Origin of the sequence: Adhaeribacter terrigena, assembly GCF_016623615.1 — a bacterium.
GTDB lineage: Bacteria > Bacteroidota > Bacteroidia > Cytophagales > Hymenobacteraceae > Adhaeribacter_A > Adhaeribacter_A terrigena.
Genome location: NZ_JAEHFX010000008.1, coordinates 178,716 through 192,852, shown reverse-complemented (window position 1 = coordinate 192,852; position 14,137 = coordinate 178,716). Strand labels below are relative to the sequence as shown.

The following is a 14,137-nucleotide window of genomic DNA, read 5'->3' as shown; positions in this document are numbered from 1 at the left end:
CCGTTTAGAAGTAGTTTTTCAAGCTAAAAGCATAGCGTTTTCAGATCTTATAAACATCGGCCTGCACCCCGTTATCGCTGAGTTTACGTTTATCGGTGGGGCTATCGAACACAATTAACACGTGGTTATCGTCGTAAAGCGCCATGCCTTCTGCTTTATCCTGGCCGGAAGTTTCGCCTGAACCGTGCGGCACGTCAAATAAGCGCTCGAGTTCTTTCCGGTGCACAATAGCCGCTTCTTGCTGCTTCATTGCATCTTTCCAGCGGTAAACCGAAATGGTGCCATCCAGATCCATAGTTGGGCCCGCCAGAATGAGCAGATCGTTTTTCACTACCCGCAGTTCCCTGATTCCCATGCCTTCCAGGTGTAAAAAATGTTTTTTATAGAATTTACCGTCTTCGCCGATCGGTTTCAGCTTGAATTGTTCCGACTTCGATTCCTCAATCTCCACTTCCAGGATCATAGCCCAGCCCCGCAAAACCGGACCGCGCAAACCGATGTAGATTTTCTCTTTACTCAGGGCTAAACCTTCAATATCGAAGCCATTGTCTTTGCCCGGGATCTGCATAAAAGGCTTCAAATGGATATCGGAAGCCAGCACCTGCATGAGTTTGTTTTTCTCGCCGGAGCTTACCAGCTGCGAAGCGTGCAGTTTTACGTTCGGAATATCGGGATGGGCACAGGATTTATGCAGCTCGAATTCGCCGGTTTCGCGGTTTCTGATCATCGGAATCCGCGCCAGCAAATACCGGCTCGGATCATCTTTCACTTTCGCCAAGCGCTTAATCTGCTTTTCCGGTGGATCAGATTTTTTTGGTTTTTTCCGTGCCAGGCTGTGCGAGCCTACCAGCCACAAATAATGATCATCGAACCCTAAACCTTCCACATCAATTTCGCAGTCAGCGCCGCCGGGTAATTCCAGGTATTTTTTCAGATCGAAAGACTGATGCTTGCCGAAGGTTTGTTTATCGGTTTTCGTCAGCCGCTCTAAACTGCTTCTTTCATCGCAGGCGATCCAAAGACTATCTTCCAGAATAATGGCCGTGGAAAGCCCGTCGCGCACGTGCTTGCCGGCGGCATTGATGCTGTATTTCCCGTTGAATTCGAGATTGAGGTGTTTTTTCATAGGTTGCATTCTACAAAAGCCGGTTTGGCTTTTTGAGTGTAATTGCATACCGTTTTTGCAGCATTTGGGTTGTTGCGCTCCTCGCCTTGAAAGACGTGACAAGGCAGGGCTATAGTTTAGGGTTTAGGTCCTTTACCTGAAAAAAATAATTTTCACGGTTTCAACCCGTACGCCCCGGCTGCCTTTAAAACGCTATCGTTTTAGACCCAAAAAGTCAGGGCAAAAAAATACCTCCCGGAATGGCAGTACCAGGAGGCATTTCAGTAAAAGAAAGCTGATGATGTTTAATCTGAAACCATTTTCAAATTTTCACATCTTCAAATTTCCAAATCTGTTAAATATGAATGGCGCGGTTTTCCGTAGCGGCTAAACACGCTTCTTTCATGGCTTCGGTATAGGTTGGGTGCGCGTGACTCATGCGGGCAATGTCTTCGGCAGAAGCCCGGAATTCCATGGCTACAACCGCTTCCGCAATTAAGTCTGCAATCCGCGGCCCGATCATGTGCACGCCCAGAATTTCGTCGGTGGTTTTATCGGCTAATACTTTCACGAAACCATCGGTATCCATGGAAGCTTTGGCGCGGCCGGAGGCTTTGAACGGGAACGAACCGGTTTTGTAGGCGCGGCCTTGTTCTTTCAGTTGTTCTTCGGTAAAACCAACGCCAGCTACTTCCGGCCAGGTATAAACCACGCCCGGGATCAGGTTGTAATTGATGTGCGGTTTCTGGCCAGCCATGTATTCTGCCACCAGCACGCCTTCTTCTTCGGCTTTGTGGGCAAGCATCGCACCACGCACCACGTCGCCAATGGCGAAAATACCCGGTACGTTGGTTTCCAGGTGATCGTTCACGGCAATCATACCGCGTTCGCCCATCTGTACACCGGCTGCTTCCAGGTTCAGGCCTTCGGTGTAAGGTTTACGACCGATGGAAACCAGGCAGTAATCGCCTTCGAAGGTAACCGTTTCGCCTTTGGTATTTTCAGCGGTTACTTTCACGTTCTGGCCATCGTTGGTAGCGCCGGTTACTTTGTGCTGGAAGAAGAATTCGAAGCCTAAAGTCTTTTTCAAAACGCGCTGTAGTTCTTTACCCAAAGCACGGTCCATGGTCGGAATGATGGAATCCAGGAACTCTACTACCGTGATTTTAGAACCTAAGCGGGCATACACCGAACCTAGTTCCAGCCCGATAACGCCACCACCAATGATGATCATGTGCTTCGGAGCTTCTTTCAAAGTTAAAGCTTCGGTGGAAGTAATGATGCGTTCTTTATCTACCGGCAGGAAAGGCAGCACGGTAGGCTTGGAACCGGTAGCGATAATTACTTTCTCGGTTTCAATTTCCTGGGCTTCGCCGGCTTCCGGCATTACTTTGATCTTGTTTTTGCTTACGAAAGAACCCAGACCGTTATAAACATCGATCTTGTTTTTCTTCATTAAATAAGCAATCCCGTCGTTGTTCGATTTAATAACGCCGCTTTTGCGGTTGATCATCTGCCCCAGGTTTACTTTCAGGTTATCCAGCTCGATGCCGTGCTCTTTAAAGGTATGCGAAGCGTTGTGGAAATGCTCCGAAGAATCTAAAAGCGCTTTGGAAGGAATACAACCTACGTTTAAGCAGGTACCACCCAGCACCGAATATTTTTCGATTATCGCGGTTTTCATTCCCAGCTGGGCGCAACGAATTGCCGCCACGTAGCCACCAGGTCCGGAACCGATTACAGTTACATCGTATTTCATTTTTTTACTTTTTAAAAGATTACTCTTTTTAAATATTTATCTGATAACTCCCCCTTTGAAGGGGGCAAGGGGGATGTTTCCGCGTGCTAAATCTGCAAGAGTAAACACCCCTGTGGTCCCCTCAAGGGGACAGTATCTGTAAAAATAAGAGGAGGAAATTCAGCGAACCTTCTTCCCTCCTCTTTCTAAACATTTCTAACTTACACGCCTAATAATAAACGCATTGGATCTTCCAGCAATTCTTTCACGCGTACCAGGAAGCTTACCGACTCACGGCCATCGATAATGCGGTGGTCGTAAGAAAGCGCCAGGTACATCATTGGGCGAATTTCAACCTGGCCGTCGATGGCAACCGGGCGTTGGATGATGTTGTGCATACCCAGAATAGCTGATTGTGGCGCGTTGATGATCGGTGTAGACATCATGGAACCGAAGATACCGCCGTTGGTGATGGTGAAAGTACCGCCGGTCATTTCTTCGATGCTTAATTTACCATCGCGGGCTTTTTTGGCAAGGCGCACCACCTCTTTTTCGATACCGTCCAGACTTAAGCTTTCGGCGTTGCGGATAACCGGAACTACCAGGCCTTTTGGCGAAGAAACGGCAATGGAAATATCGGCATAATCGTTATAAACGATCTCGCCGTTATCGATCATCGCGTTTACAGCCGGCCATTCCTGTAAGGCAACGGTACAAGCTTTGGTGAAGAACGACATGAAGCCTAAACCAACTTCGTGTTTTTCCTTGAACTTGTCTTTGAACTTGTTGCGGATGTCCATGATCGGCTTCATATCTACCTCGTTGAAAGTAGTAAGCATGGCCGTTTCACTTTTCACCTGTACCAAACGACGCGCTACGGTTTTCCGCAGGCTGGTCATTTTTTCGCGGCGCTGGTTACGCGCTCCTGCCTGGGCAGCTGGCGCAGCAGCCGGAGCCGATGTTGCAGCAGCAGGTTTCGCAGCAGCGGCCGGAGCAGCTTGCGCTGGTTTGGCTTGCGCGCCCATGGCATCTTCTTTGGTAATTCTACCGTCTCGGCCGGAGCCTTGAACGTCAGCAGCGTTAATGCCTTTTTCCGATAGAATTTTTCCGGCTGCCGGGGAAGGCGTTCCGGAAGCGTACGTTGCCGCACCGGAAGTAGCCGCCGCCATTGGCTGGGTTTGCGCCGGAGATGCCGGAGCACTTGGGGCAGCCGTTACGCCCGCCTGAGCACCCGAAGTTTCAATTTTGCAGATAACTGCACCAATCTCGATCGTAGAACCTTCCGGCGCTACAATTCTTAAAATACCGGCGGCTTCAGCTGGAAGTTCGAAAGTTGCTTTATCTGATTCCAGTTCGCAAAGAACCTCGTCCATGGCTACCTGGTCGCCGTCGTTTTTCAGCCATTTGGAAATGGTAACTTCGGTGATCGATTCGCCCACGGCTGGGATTTTTATTTCTTTCACGCCACCGCCAGTTGCTGGAGCCGAAGCGGGAGTTTGTGGCTGGTTTTGCGCACCCGTAGATGGCGTTGCTTCCGCTACCGGCGTGCTTTGCGGATCGGAAATCGTTTTCGTTTCAGTTGGAGCCTGGCTTGGAGCAGCAGCAGTTGCGCCTTCGCCTTCAATGCGACAAAGGATTCCGCCAATTTCTACCGTATCGCCTTCCTGCGCTACAATTCTTAAAATACCGGCGGCTTCGGCTGGCAGCTCAAAAGTCGCTTTGTCCGATTCAAGTTCGCAGATGATCTCGTCCATGGCAACCTGGTCGCCGTCTTTTTTTAGCCACTTGGCTATGGTTACTTCGGTAATGGATTCGCCGACAACCGGTACTTTTACTTCTAATGACATATATTTTGCTTTAGAATTAATTCGTTTCTTTTTGCTGAAAGCCTTCCGAAAACGCTACACTTTTTGAGGTAAAAACCATAGCGTTTTCCAAAGGTATTTTTCTGTTTTTTATGTCGCAAGTTTGAGCGCAGCGGTAACTTGTGATTTTCATTCTCCGGAAGTTTGCAACTTCCGTGTTTGTGGTTTTCCGCAAGTTACAAACTTGCTTTTATTTAAAGGTCCAAGTTACCGTTACGCTCAAACTTAAACCATAGGCAGCTAATTAAAGCGTAAAGGCGCGTTCTACAATTTCGCGTTGCTCTTTCTGGTGCACTTTATTGTAGCCGGTTGCCGGAGAAGAACTTGCCTTACGCGAGATTCCATCTACTACTTCGCTGCGCATGGCGTTGAGGATGTACATCCAGGCGCCCATGTTTTGCGGTTCTTCCTGTACCCAATAAACTTTTGCGTTTTTATACTTGCTGAGTTCAGCGGCCAGTTGCGTTTTCGGGAACGGGTGAAGCTGCTCCATGCGGATGATGGCTACGTCTTTGCGCTTGGTTTTCTGTTGCTCTTCCAATAAATCGAAGTACACTTTTCCGGTGCAAAGCAATACCGTTTTCACCGATTTTGCAGTAGCGTATTCATCGCCGATCACTTCGCGGAAACTGCCTTTGGTAAACTCTTCAATTTTAGAAGAAACCAGCGGATGACGCAGCAACGATTTCGGCGACATGTTTACGCATGGCTTGCGGAAAGGCAAGGCCAGCTGGCGACGCAGCATATGGAAGAAGTTAGCCGGCGTGGTGATGTTCGTTACGAAAATATTGTATTCGGCAGCAAGTTGCAGGAAGCGTTCCGGGCGGGCATTGGAGTGTTCCGGCCCTTGGCCTTCGTAGCCGTGCGGCAACAGCATTACCACCCCGTTCATGCGCTGCCACTTCGATTCGGTAGAAGTAATGAACTGGTCGATCATAACCTGCGCGCCGTTGGCGAAATCACCGAACTGGGCTTCCCAGATAACCAGGGCGTTCGGGTTGGCCATGGCATAACCGAATTCAAAACCTAAAACGCCGTACTCGGAAAGCAGGGAGTTGTAGATATGAAGTTGCGCTTGTTTTTCGGCGATGTTGTTCAGGCTGGTATATGGGGCGCTGGAATTGGCATCGTGGAAAACGGCGTGGCGGTGCGAAAACGTTCCGCGCTGCACATCCTGGCCGCTTAAGCGAACAATTTTATTTTCCAGCAGAATAGAACCGTAGGCTAATAATTCCGCAGCTGCCCAGTTCAGGGTTTTGCTGCCGAAGAACATATCCTGGCGCTCTTTCAAGAGTTTCTCGATCTGCTTCAGCGGTTTATAACCTTCCGGAACTACCGTTAAGGCTTTACCAACCTGATCGATCACTTCCTGCGAAACGCCCGTTTCCGGCGATTTCTCGAAGTCTTCGGGTTTGGAGCGGCGCAGTTCCTGCCACTCTTTTTCCATGCTCTGGTAGTTGTACGGCAGCGGTTTTTGCTTTACCATATCCAGGCGAGCCTGAAGCATATCGCGGAACTCCTTGTCCATTTCCTGGGCTAGTTTCGCATCGATCTCGCCGCGATTGATCAGGATCTCGTTGTAAACTTCGCGCGGGTTCTTGTGGCGGGAAATCAGGTTGTATAGGGCCGGTTGCGTGAACTTCGGCTCATCGGCTTCGTTGTGGCCGTGGCGGCGGTAGCACACCATGTCCACGAAAATATCGGCGTGGAACATCTGGCGGTATTCGGTGGCCAAACGCACGGCAAAAACCACCGCTTCCGGATCGTCGCCGTTTACGTGCAGCACCGGCGCGTCGATGATTTTGGCTAAATCGGTTGAATAAATAGACGAGCGGGCATCTTCGAAATCGGTGGTGAAACCAACCTGGTTGTTGATCACAAAGTGCAGCGTACCGCCGGTTTTGTAACCTTCCAGCTGGCTCATCTGCGTTACTTCGTAGCCAATTCCCTGGCCGGCAACCGCAGCATCGCCGTGGATCAGGATCGGCAGGATCTTGTTGTAATCTTTGCCGTACATGGTATCCAGTTTCGCGCGAACGAAACCTTCCACCACCGGGTTCACCGCCTCTAAGTGCGATGGGTTCGGAGCCAGTTTCAGATTAACTTTATTGCCGGAAGTGGTTTCAACTTCGCTCGAAAAGCCCATATGGTACTTCACGTCGCCATCGCCCATGGTCAGATCCGGAACGGCGGTGCCTTCAAATTCGGAGAAGATCTGCTCGTAGGTTTTGCCCATGGTGTTGGCCAGCACGTTCAAACGACCGCGGTGCGCCATCCCGATTACCACTTCCTGAACGCCCAGTTCGGCACCTTTCTGAATGATCGCATCCAAAGCCGGAATGGTGGTTTCGCCACCTTCCAGAGAGAAGCGTTTCTGGCCTAAGAATTTAGTGTGCAGGAAATTTTCGAATACAACGGCTTCGTTCAGCTTGGAAAGAATGCGTTTTTTGTATTCGATGCCCGGGTTAAATTTTAAGGAGTCTTTTTCAATTTTTTCCTGGATCCAGTTTAGCACTTTCGGGTCGCGGATATACATATATTCGAAACCGATAGTGCGTTCGTAGATCTTCTGCAACGAAGAAACAATATCTTTTAGCGTTGCCGCCCCGATGCCAATTAAATTACCTGCCTGAAAAGTGGTATTTAAGTCTGCATCTGTAAGGCCGAAATCTGACAGCTCGAGCATGGCCTGACGGTCTTTCCGCTCGCGAACCGGGTTGGTTTTAGCGCGCAGATGGCCGCGTGAACGGTACGCCTGAATAAGCTGGAAAACTTTAATTTCTTTGTCGGAAATGCCCGGCGCGCCGGCCGCTGCCGCTGGCTTAGCTGCTACACCCGCTTCCTGACCGTTCTCGGCCGGATAAGTTTGCGAAAACTCGAAACCTTCAAAGAATTTACGCCAGCCGAAATCTACGGCTTCCGGGTCCTGCTGATACGCTTTATACAGCTCATCGATGTAGGCTCCGTGCGCATTGGCGATATATGAATATTGGTCCATGCTGGATTGAATAAGTAGTGATTACAGGCAAAGATACTAATTACCTATATTAGTTTAAAATACATATTCGCATTCACGAATAAACCTGTATTTCAACATATTAAAAACATAGCTGGTTCTAATTTCAACTCAAAAATATAATTCTGCGGAGTTAAGCCTAAACGCGCGGCGATCCGGTTTCAGGAACATAGAACAAGCCGGGCCGGAATCGGTTTGAATATAAAAATAAAAAGGTGCCAGGCACAAATACCTGGCACCTTTTGTAAACTTCCGGGTTCAAACGACCTCTTAAAAAGCAATTCAGAAAAACTTCCGAAAATATTTTGAAGTGAGAAAACGGTAGGGTTTAAGACTAAAAAACCCGGAACCTTAAATATTGATGGCGCGGCGCTTTAAATGCTGAAACTCTTCTTCGGTTAAAATGCCTTTCTCGCGCATTTGCACCAACCGCTCAATGGTATCCAGATCCTGGTGTACCGGGTTGGTATTTGGAGCCGAACGGTCGTAGAATTTGCGTTCGTCGAAATATTCGTGTTTATAAAAATCGGCGGGAATGGGCAGGTTGCTTTGCTCAGTTACCGGTGCCGGCTGCCTGTTCGGGTTGATCATGGTTTCGCGCAGCAGGCGTTCGTATTCCGGCACCACCGCGCCGCCGGCGTAAAGCGGGTAGCGCGGCAAAGTCATCTGGTCGAGGTGGTTTACGTACACTTTATCGCCGTCTTCCTGCAAACGCGCCGACCCAATGGGCACCAGCAAATGATGATCCGGATTATCATGGATCAGGCTGCTGTCGATATCCACATCCAGGTAACGGACTTTCATCAGCGTTTCATCCACGATCAGGTCATCCACGACGCCTAGTTTGCGGCCGTCGGCGCCATACACTTCCCAGCCGCGCACGTCGAGGTTATCTTTAGCTACTTTAAAATTTTTCAGGGATTTGAGCGGCGAAAGTGTTGCGCCCGGGTCGCCGGAGAAGTTGGTATTATCGGTATAATGCGTGGTCATGGTTTCGATTTTTCGTATGTTCGGGATTCGTATTATTCGATTTTTTTCTGATGCCTCTTAAGCAGTTTTTCAGCCTGAAACCCTAGCGTTTTTTGACTAAAACTGCTTTCATTTTAAACTGCTAAAGGAAAATTCAGGCAAAAGTTCAGGTGCGGTAGATCGGTCCTTCGTGGGTAAGGAGCATGCCTACGGGTGCTTTTTCCAGCGATCTGTCCTGTTCGTATTGGGTAGTATCCTGGAAGAAGAATTTGTAAACCGCCCAGCCAATTAAAGCCAGCAGAATTAGCAAAAGCAGCCAGCCCCAGCCGGATTTTTTTTTGCGTTCAATGTTGATCTCAGCCATAGTTTTAGGTTGTATGAAGAAGCTATGCCGCGGTTTTGGGTTTAAAAACGGTAGGGTTTGCGGCTAAAAAAGTACTGTTTCTACGGGTGAAAGGCGAAGGGGTTTTTTATCGATTTGAAGATTCGAAAATTTAAAGATTTGCAAATGCACCGGTTTAAGAAATTCTGAAGATAAAATAATTGGCTCCTGTTTCCGATTGGCAAAATCCGTTTATACCTTTATCATGGAATTGGTTTTCAGGGATAACTTTAATTTTTAGAAAGCAGTATCGGAAAATCATTTTAAAATATTCAAATTTCAAAATCTTCAAATTGTAAACATGCGCCGTCAGCCCCTTCGTTTTGGACTTTATAACTGGTTTCCGGAGCACGGTTATACCTATATACACCCGGCCAACCGCCGTGATTTTGAAGACATAGAGCCGGCCGGAAAAGTGTTTGAGCTGCTGGAAACCGCCAATGGCTGGCTTTTATTGCGCTACCAGGACCGGCAGTACAAAGTAAGGCCAGAGCTTTTCGTGGAAACAGACCGCCCGCCTTTCCGCTACGGCGATTGGGTGCGCGTAGTAAACCAACCCGAATTCCCGAAATACCCCGCCGAAATAAACGATGTACTCTGGAACGAACGCGAAGGCAAAGCTTATTACGCTTTAGTAATGCGAAAACGGAAGCTACCCGGCATTTTCGGCGAAGAAGACCTGGAGAAAGTTTAGATTAGATACAAGTATCAGGACATAAGATTTAAGACAACCAAAAAAGTCAGGTATTTATGCCTGACTTTTTTAGTTTAAAACTATATTATTTTCACGACTTTTTAAGCTTGAAAACATATCGTTTTTCTTCGCATTCCCGATTAACTCCGCCCGCTGAATTACAGAAGCGATGACCGGGGTAACAATTCGCTTAAACCTCGTATAAAACCCCATACCGAACGTCTTAAAATTTCTGACCTGTGGAGTACAAAGACTATTACAAGATTCTGGAAGTTTCTAAAACCGCTACGAAAGACGAGATCAGGAAATCGTATAAGAAGCTGGCGCGCAAATACCACCCGGATGTAAACCCGAATAACAAGGAAGCGGAGGAAAAATTCAAAGCCGTTTCGGAAGCCTACGAGGTTTTAAGCGACGAGGAAAAACGCAAGAAATACGACCAGCTGGGCGCCGACTGGAAGCGTTACGAACAAGCCGGCGGCGGTCCGGGAGGTTTCGACTGGAGCCAGTACGCAGGCGCGGGCGGACCAGGCGGCGGCCGTTACACGCATTTCGAAGGTGATTTTGGAGGCACCGATTTCTCCGACTTCTTCAGCTCGATCTTTGGCGGTATGGGTGGCGGACAAGCTCGCGGCGGCCGCCGGAGCTCCATGGCTTTTAAAGGCCAGGATTTCACCGCCGAATTGCAGATGCCTTTGGAGGAAGCGTACCGCGGCGGCAGTAAAACCCTGACCGTGAACGGCAGAAACCTGCGCATCAACATCAAGCCAGGCGTGGCCGACGGGCAAACCATCCGGCTGAAAGGCCAGGGCGGCCCGGGCATGAACGGTGCCGAAAACGGCGATCTGTACATTACCTTCCGCATTGCCCCAGACCCGAAGTACACCCGCAAAGGCAACGATCTTTATGTGGATGCCCCGGTTAGCGTGTATAAAGCAGCTTTGGGCGGCGAAGAAGTAGTGGATACGCTCGGCGGCAAGATCAGAATTAAAATTCAGCCCGAAACCCAGAACGGCAAAATGCTGCGCTTAAAAGGCAAGGGGTTTCCGGTGTATAACCACCCCGGCCAGCACGGCGACCTCTACATAAAAACGGTACTGCATTTGCCCGAAAAACTCACCGATAAAGAAAAAGAGCTCTTCCGGCAACTGGCTGAACTACGAGCTTGATTGCTGATTGTTAATTGTTAACTGTTAGTTGACTTTTTTCCTGTAAAAGCATAGCGTTTTGCCATCTGACAATGCCCGCCGCCTATTTCTAATTTTGAATTTCTAATTTCTAATTAAAGGGACCATGAACTACATCGCCATAGAGGAATTTTGTTCGCACCACGGCGTTCAGGTTACGCTCATCCGGGAATTTGCCGATTTCGGGCTGGTGCATTTGCAGGAACAGGAACAAAAAGCCGTGCTGCCCGCCGAAGAAATCGAGAAACTGGAACGCCTGCTCCGGCTACATTCCGAACTGGGCATAAACAAAGAAGGCCTGGAAATTATTCTCAACATGCGCGACCAACTTCTGAACCTGAACTCCGAACTGGAAACGATCCGCTACCGCCTGCAGCAAATGGAAAAAGAGCAGGATCTGAAGTTGTTTGGATTGGGAGATAATGTGAACGATCTGGAAGGGGAAGTGTAAAATACAAAAGCACAGCCTAATAGCTATGCTTTTGTATTAAAATAGCAGTTCATTTAAACGCTGAGCTTTACTTGCAAATCGGTTTTAGAGGCTTCGTTTTTGCCAGTTAGCATGAACAAAGTACCGGCGATCAGGAAAAAGGCAGCTTCAATTACCAGCCATTGCGTTCCGAAAGCGCCTAAACTGCCTTCCGCGAAAATAGTAATGGTCCGCGAGAAAGCGTAAAAACCCCAGAGCAGCATTAAAAACGCCAGGCCTTTGCGCGGTTCTTTCAGCATGAGATAGATCAATGAAATTACCAGCGTCATCCCTACCCCGCCGTAAACGCCGCGAATAGAACTGTAAGCATCGGTGTTTTCTAATTTTACCTGCACCAGATCCATAACCGCCTGCGGACTGAAGAACGCCATGACACTTACCGATAATAAACTCAAAGCCGAAAGCAGGATAAATCCTTTGGCGGCCAGCAGCATTGTTTTTTGCTTTTTCATAGTTTGTCTGTTTTAAAGTACATCGCAAATTTCCTGCAAACGGCAGTTGTAAACATTGACGAAAATCAAGATTTCTTCACCTTCAGAATTTCCGGCAATAACGTTTCGGCAAAATTTTCAGCCTGAAATATGCTGGGAAAAACGATAGGGTTTAGCACTTAAAAAGTCGGGACAATATTCTCTTAAAACCTGCCATGTTACTGGAGATCGGTAAATTATCTGCACGAAATCGCTTTTCTTTGCCACAGTCAAATTAAAGTTTGCGTCTTTTACTTACCGGCTTTAAAACGCTATTGCCTTCTATGAAAAAACTGCTGCTTGTTTTCCTGTTGCTTTTTCCGCTGGTTTCGATGAGCCAGAGCGCTTTCGTGAAAACGATTGACGGGATGCATTTTGGCAGGAACACGCGGATTTTTCAGACCAACGACCAGGGAATTGCGGTCTTTTCCTTAGACAGCCTGAAACTTTACAAATTCAACAGCTGCGGCAATCCGGATTGGGCGAAGCAATATAAAATTCCGATCGGTTTTTATGCCGGCAGCGCTATTAAAACCCGAAACGGCGGTTTTGCGCTCCTCAACCGCATTCCAAGCGCCAATCTTTACCATTCGGTGGTTACGTTATTAGATGCGAACGGCGCCATAATCTGGAGCAGATCGTTGGAAGACCCGGATTATATTCAGTACCCATACACCATCAGCGAAGACAGCAACGGCAATTTTGTGGTGCTGGCCAATGCTTCGCCCCTAAACCAGCAGGGCTTTTTCAACACCATAACCAAACTTGATGCGAACGGCAATTTTCTCTGGACCAAGTTCTACAGTTTCGGACCGATCTGGGGCGGGGCCATTGTAACTTCCGACGGCGGAATTCTGGCGCGCATTGGCAGCACGCTGTTTAAAATCGACCAAACCGGCAACCTGGAGTGGGCCAGCGGTTTCGGGAATACTACTAGTTATTTGGCACCCGTGGAAGTAAGCGACGGCTATATTTTCACCGGGCTTAACAGCGCTCTGAACACAGTAACGTTTTACAAGATCAGCAAAACGGGGCAACTGCAACTAGGCGGCCGGAAGGTTACGGAATTTACCGGCAATCCGCCGCAGCTGTACAAAAAAAGCAACGGAAATTTCGCGGCCGTTTTCAATAAAACCAATACCTTCGGCTTTAGTTACGCTACCATCATCGAGTTCGACAAAGACCTGAACATTGTAAGGCAAAGTACGCTCGATAACGGTAAAGCCGGGGTTATTCTCCAAGGTTACCACGTGGGTTTTTCCGACGAAAACCATACCCTTTTAACCGGCCTCACCATTGCCAACGCGGCGGGCTCCAAACTATTCTTTGCCAAAACCGACCCTCTTTTTCACACCGGCTGCGACACCACTTTTGCCATCAACATCACCACCGAACCGGTAAACCCGCCTTTTTCGCCGAGCTCCAGTGTAAGTTCGCACACGTTTAGCGTGGTGAACAAATCGTTTCCGGTAAAGAATATTCCGGCCATAACTTCCACGCATTGCAGCAGTTTTGCGCCAGCCAGAATCAACATTCATGCTGACAGTATTTTATGCGCCAATTCGCCGCTGGCTTTACGCGACCGGTCGGGTTTGGTGCTCGATTCTTATTTGTGGAGCACCGGCGACACCACGGCTACCATTGCGGTAAACCAATCCGGAAAATACTGGCTGCGGGCTACCACCAACTGCGGCGCACAAACCGTTTCCGATACCGTAATGGTTACCCAAATCGCGTTTCCGCAACCAACCTTAACCCATGACACGGCGCTTTGCCAGAACTCCGAAGTGCTGATAAACGCCACCTTGCCGGGAGCCGTTTACCGCTGGCACGACGGCTCCACCAACGCCATTTACCGCGCCACTAAACCCGGAATCTACCACGTAGATGTAACTTACCAAACCTGCACCAAACGTTTCAGCGGGAAAATTGGCGATCACGAAAAACTGCTGCTGCCCAACATTTTCACGCCCAATAACGACGGCCGTAACGAAACCTTTGCGCCCATGGAAATGTGCGGCGTTGGTTCCGGAAAACTGAAAATCTACAACCGCTGGGGCCAGCTTCTTTACGAAACTTCCGAAATTAATAAAGGCTGGAACGGTAGGGTAAACGGCCAAAAAACTGCCGACGGGGTTTATTTCTATTTACTGGAATACGCCAACTTCCGGAACGAACAAAAAATGAAAAAAGGCTGGGTGGAATTGGTGGGTGGTTGAGG

Annotated in this window: 11 protein-coding genes; 4 read left to right on the top strand and 7 right to left on the bottom strand. The window is 48.6% G+C overall.

What is annotated here, in order from left to right; translation table 11 throughout:
- Window positions 1-40: 40 nt before the first annotated feature.
- The 6 genes from I5M27_RS15195 to I5M27_RS15170 form a co-directional block, all read right to left on the bottom strand.
- On the bottom strand, window positions 41-1,126 hold the full coding sequence (locus I5M27_RS15195) for a DUF3616 domain-containing protein (RefSeq protein WP_200507179.1): 1,086 nt from the start codon (window positions 1,124-1,126) through the stop codon (window positions 41-43).
- Between the two features lie 334 nt (window positions 1,127-1,460).
- On the bottom strand, window positions 1,461-2,864 hold the full coding sequence (gene lpdA, locus I5M27_RS15190; RefSeq protein ID WP_200507178.1) for a dihydrolipoyl dehydrogenase: 1,404 nt from the start codon (window positions 2,862-2,864) through the stop codon (window positions 1,461-1,463).
- 200 nt (window positions 2,865-3,064) lie between these two features.
- The gene (gene odhB, locus I5M27_RS15185) at window positions 3,065-4,690 is read right to left on the bottom strand and encodes a 2-oxoglutarate dehydrogenase complex dihydrolipoyllysine-residue succinyltransferase (RefSeq protein ID WP_200507177.1); all 1,626 of its coding nucleotides are present in this window, start codon (window positions 4,688-4,690) and stop codon (window positions 3,065-3,067) included.
- Between the two features lie 262 nt (window positions 4,691-4,952).
- Window positions 4,953-7,706, bottom strand: coding sequence for a 2-oxoglutarate dehydrogenase E1 component (locus tag I5M27_RS15180; protein WP_200507176.1), 2,754 nt, complete (start codon window positions 7,704-7,706; stop codon window positions 4,953-4,955).
- 369 nt (window positions 7,707-8,075) lie between these two features.
- A complete protein-coding gene (locus I5M27_RS15175; RefSeq protein WP_200507175.1) occupies window positions 8,076-8,714 on the bottom strand; it encodes a PRC-barrel domain-containing protein in 639 nt (212 codons plus the stop codon).
- Between the two features lie 145 nt (window positions 8,715-8,859).
- Window positions 8,860-9,057, bottom strand: a complete 198-nt coding sequence (locus I5M27_RS15170; RefSeq protein WP_200507174.1) for a hypothetical protein — start codon at window positions 9,055-9,057, stop codon at window positions 8,860-8,862.
- Window positions 9,058-9,376: 319 nt separating this feature from the next.
- On the opposite strand from I5M27_RS15170, the gene I5M27_RS15165 reads away from it, so the two are divergent.
- The 3 genes from I5M27_RS15165 (at window position 9,377) to I5M27_RS15155 (ending at window position 11,407) form a co-directional block, all read left to right on the top strand.
- Entirely contained in the window at window positions 9,377-9,769 is a 393-nt protein-coding gene (locus tag I5M27_RS15165; protein WP_200507173.1) for a DUF6960 family protein, read from the top strand.
- 239 nt (window positions 9,770-10,008) lie between these two features.
- Window positions 10,009-10,938 carry a DnaJ C-terminal domain-containing protein gene (locus tag I5M27_RS15160; RefSeq protein ID WP_200507172.1) on the top strand — a complete coding sequence of 310 codons (930 nt, stop codon included), beginning with the start codon at window positions 10,009-10,011 and terminating at the stop codon, window positions 10,936-10,938.
- Between the two features lie 124 nt (window positions 10,939-11,062).
- Window positions 11,063-11,407, top strand: a complete 345-nt coding sequence (locus tag I5M27_RS15155; RefSeq protein WP_200507171.1) for a chaperone modulator CbpM — start codon at window positions 11,063-11,065, stop codon at window positions 11,405-11,407.
- Window positions 11,408-11,460: 53 nt separating this feature from the next.
- Here the strand turns inward: I5M27_RS15155 and I5M27_RS15150 are convergent, their stop codons facing one another.
- The gene (locus I5M27_RS15150) at window positions 11,461-11,898 is read right to left on the bottom strand and encodes a DUF4345 domain-containing protein (RefSeq protein ID WP_200507170.1); all 438 of its coding nucleotides are present in this window, start codon (window positions 11,896-11,898) and stop codon (window positions 11,461-11,463) included.
- 302 nt (window positions 11,899-12,200) lie between these two features.
- Here I5M27_RS15150 and I5M27_RS15145 point away from each other — a divergent pair, with 302 nt between their 5' ends.
- On the top strand, window positions 12,201-14,135 hold the full coding sequence (locus I5M27_RS15145; protein ID WP_200507169.1) for a gliding motility-associated C-terminal domain-containing protein: 1,935 nt from the start codon (window positions 12,201-12,203) through the stop codon (window positions 14,133-14,135).
- The last annotated feature ends 2 nt before the right edge of the window (window positions 14,136-14,137 follow it).

What these genes read in the sequence shown, in the direction of transcription:
- I5M27_RS15165 (WP_200507173.1), top strand. Translation starts at nt 9,377, where the DNA reads ATGCGCCGTCAGCCCCTTCGTTTTGGACTTTATAACTGGTTTCCGGAG.
- I5M27_RS15155 (WP_200507171.1), top strand. Translation starts at nt 11,063, where the DNA reads ATGAACTACATCGCCATAGAGGAATTTTGTTCGCACCACGGCGTTCAG.
- I5M27_RS15180 (WP_200507176.1), bottom strand. Translation starts at nt 7,706, where the DNA reads ATGGACCAATATTCATATATCGCCAATGCGCACGGAGCCTACATCGAT.
- I5M27_RS15170 (WP_200507174.1), bottom strand. Translation starts at nt 9,057, where the DNA reads ATGGCTGAGATCAACATTGAACGCAAAAAAAAATCCGGCTGGGGCTGG.
- I5M27_RS15175 (WP_200507175.1), bottom strand. Translation starts at nt 8,714, where the DNA reads ATGACCACGCATTATACCGATAATACCAACTTCTCCGGCGACCCGGGC.
- odhB (WP_200507177.1), bottom strand. Translation starts at nt 4,690, where the DNA reads ATGTCATTAGAAGTAAAAGTACCGGTTGTCGGCGAATCCATTACCGAA.
- I5M27_RS15145 (WP_200507169.1), top strand. Translation starts at nt 12,201, where the DNA reads ATGAAAAAACTGCTGCTTGTTTTCCTGTTGCTTTTTCCGCTGGTTTCG.
- I5M27_RS15150 (WP_200507170.1), bottom strand. Translation starts at nt 11,898, where the DNA reads ATGAAAAAGCAAAAAACAATGCTGCTGGCCGCCAAAGGATTTATCCTG.
- I5M27_RS15195 (WP_200507179.1), bottom strand. Translation starts at nt 1,126, where the DNA reads ATGAAAAAACACCTCAATCTCGAATTCAACGGGAAATACAGCATCAAT.
- lpdA (WP_200507178.1), bottom strand. Translation starts at nt 2,864, where the DNA reads ATGAAATACGATGTAACTGTAATCGGTTCCGGACCTGGTGGCTACGTG.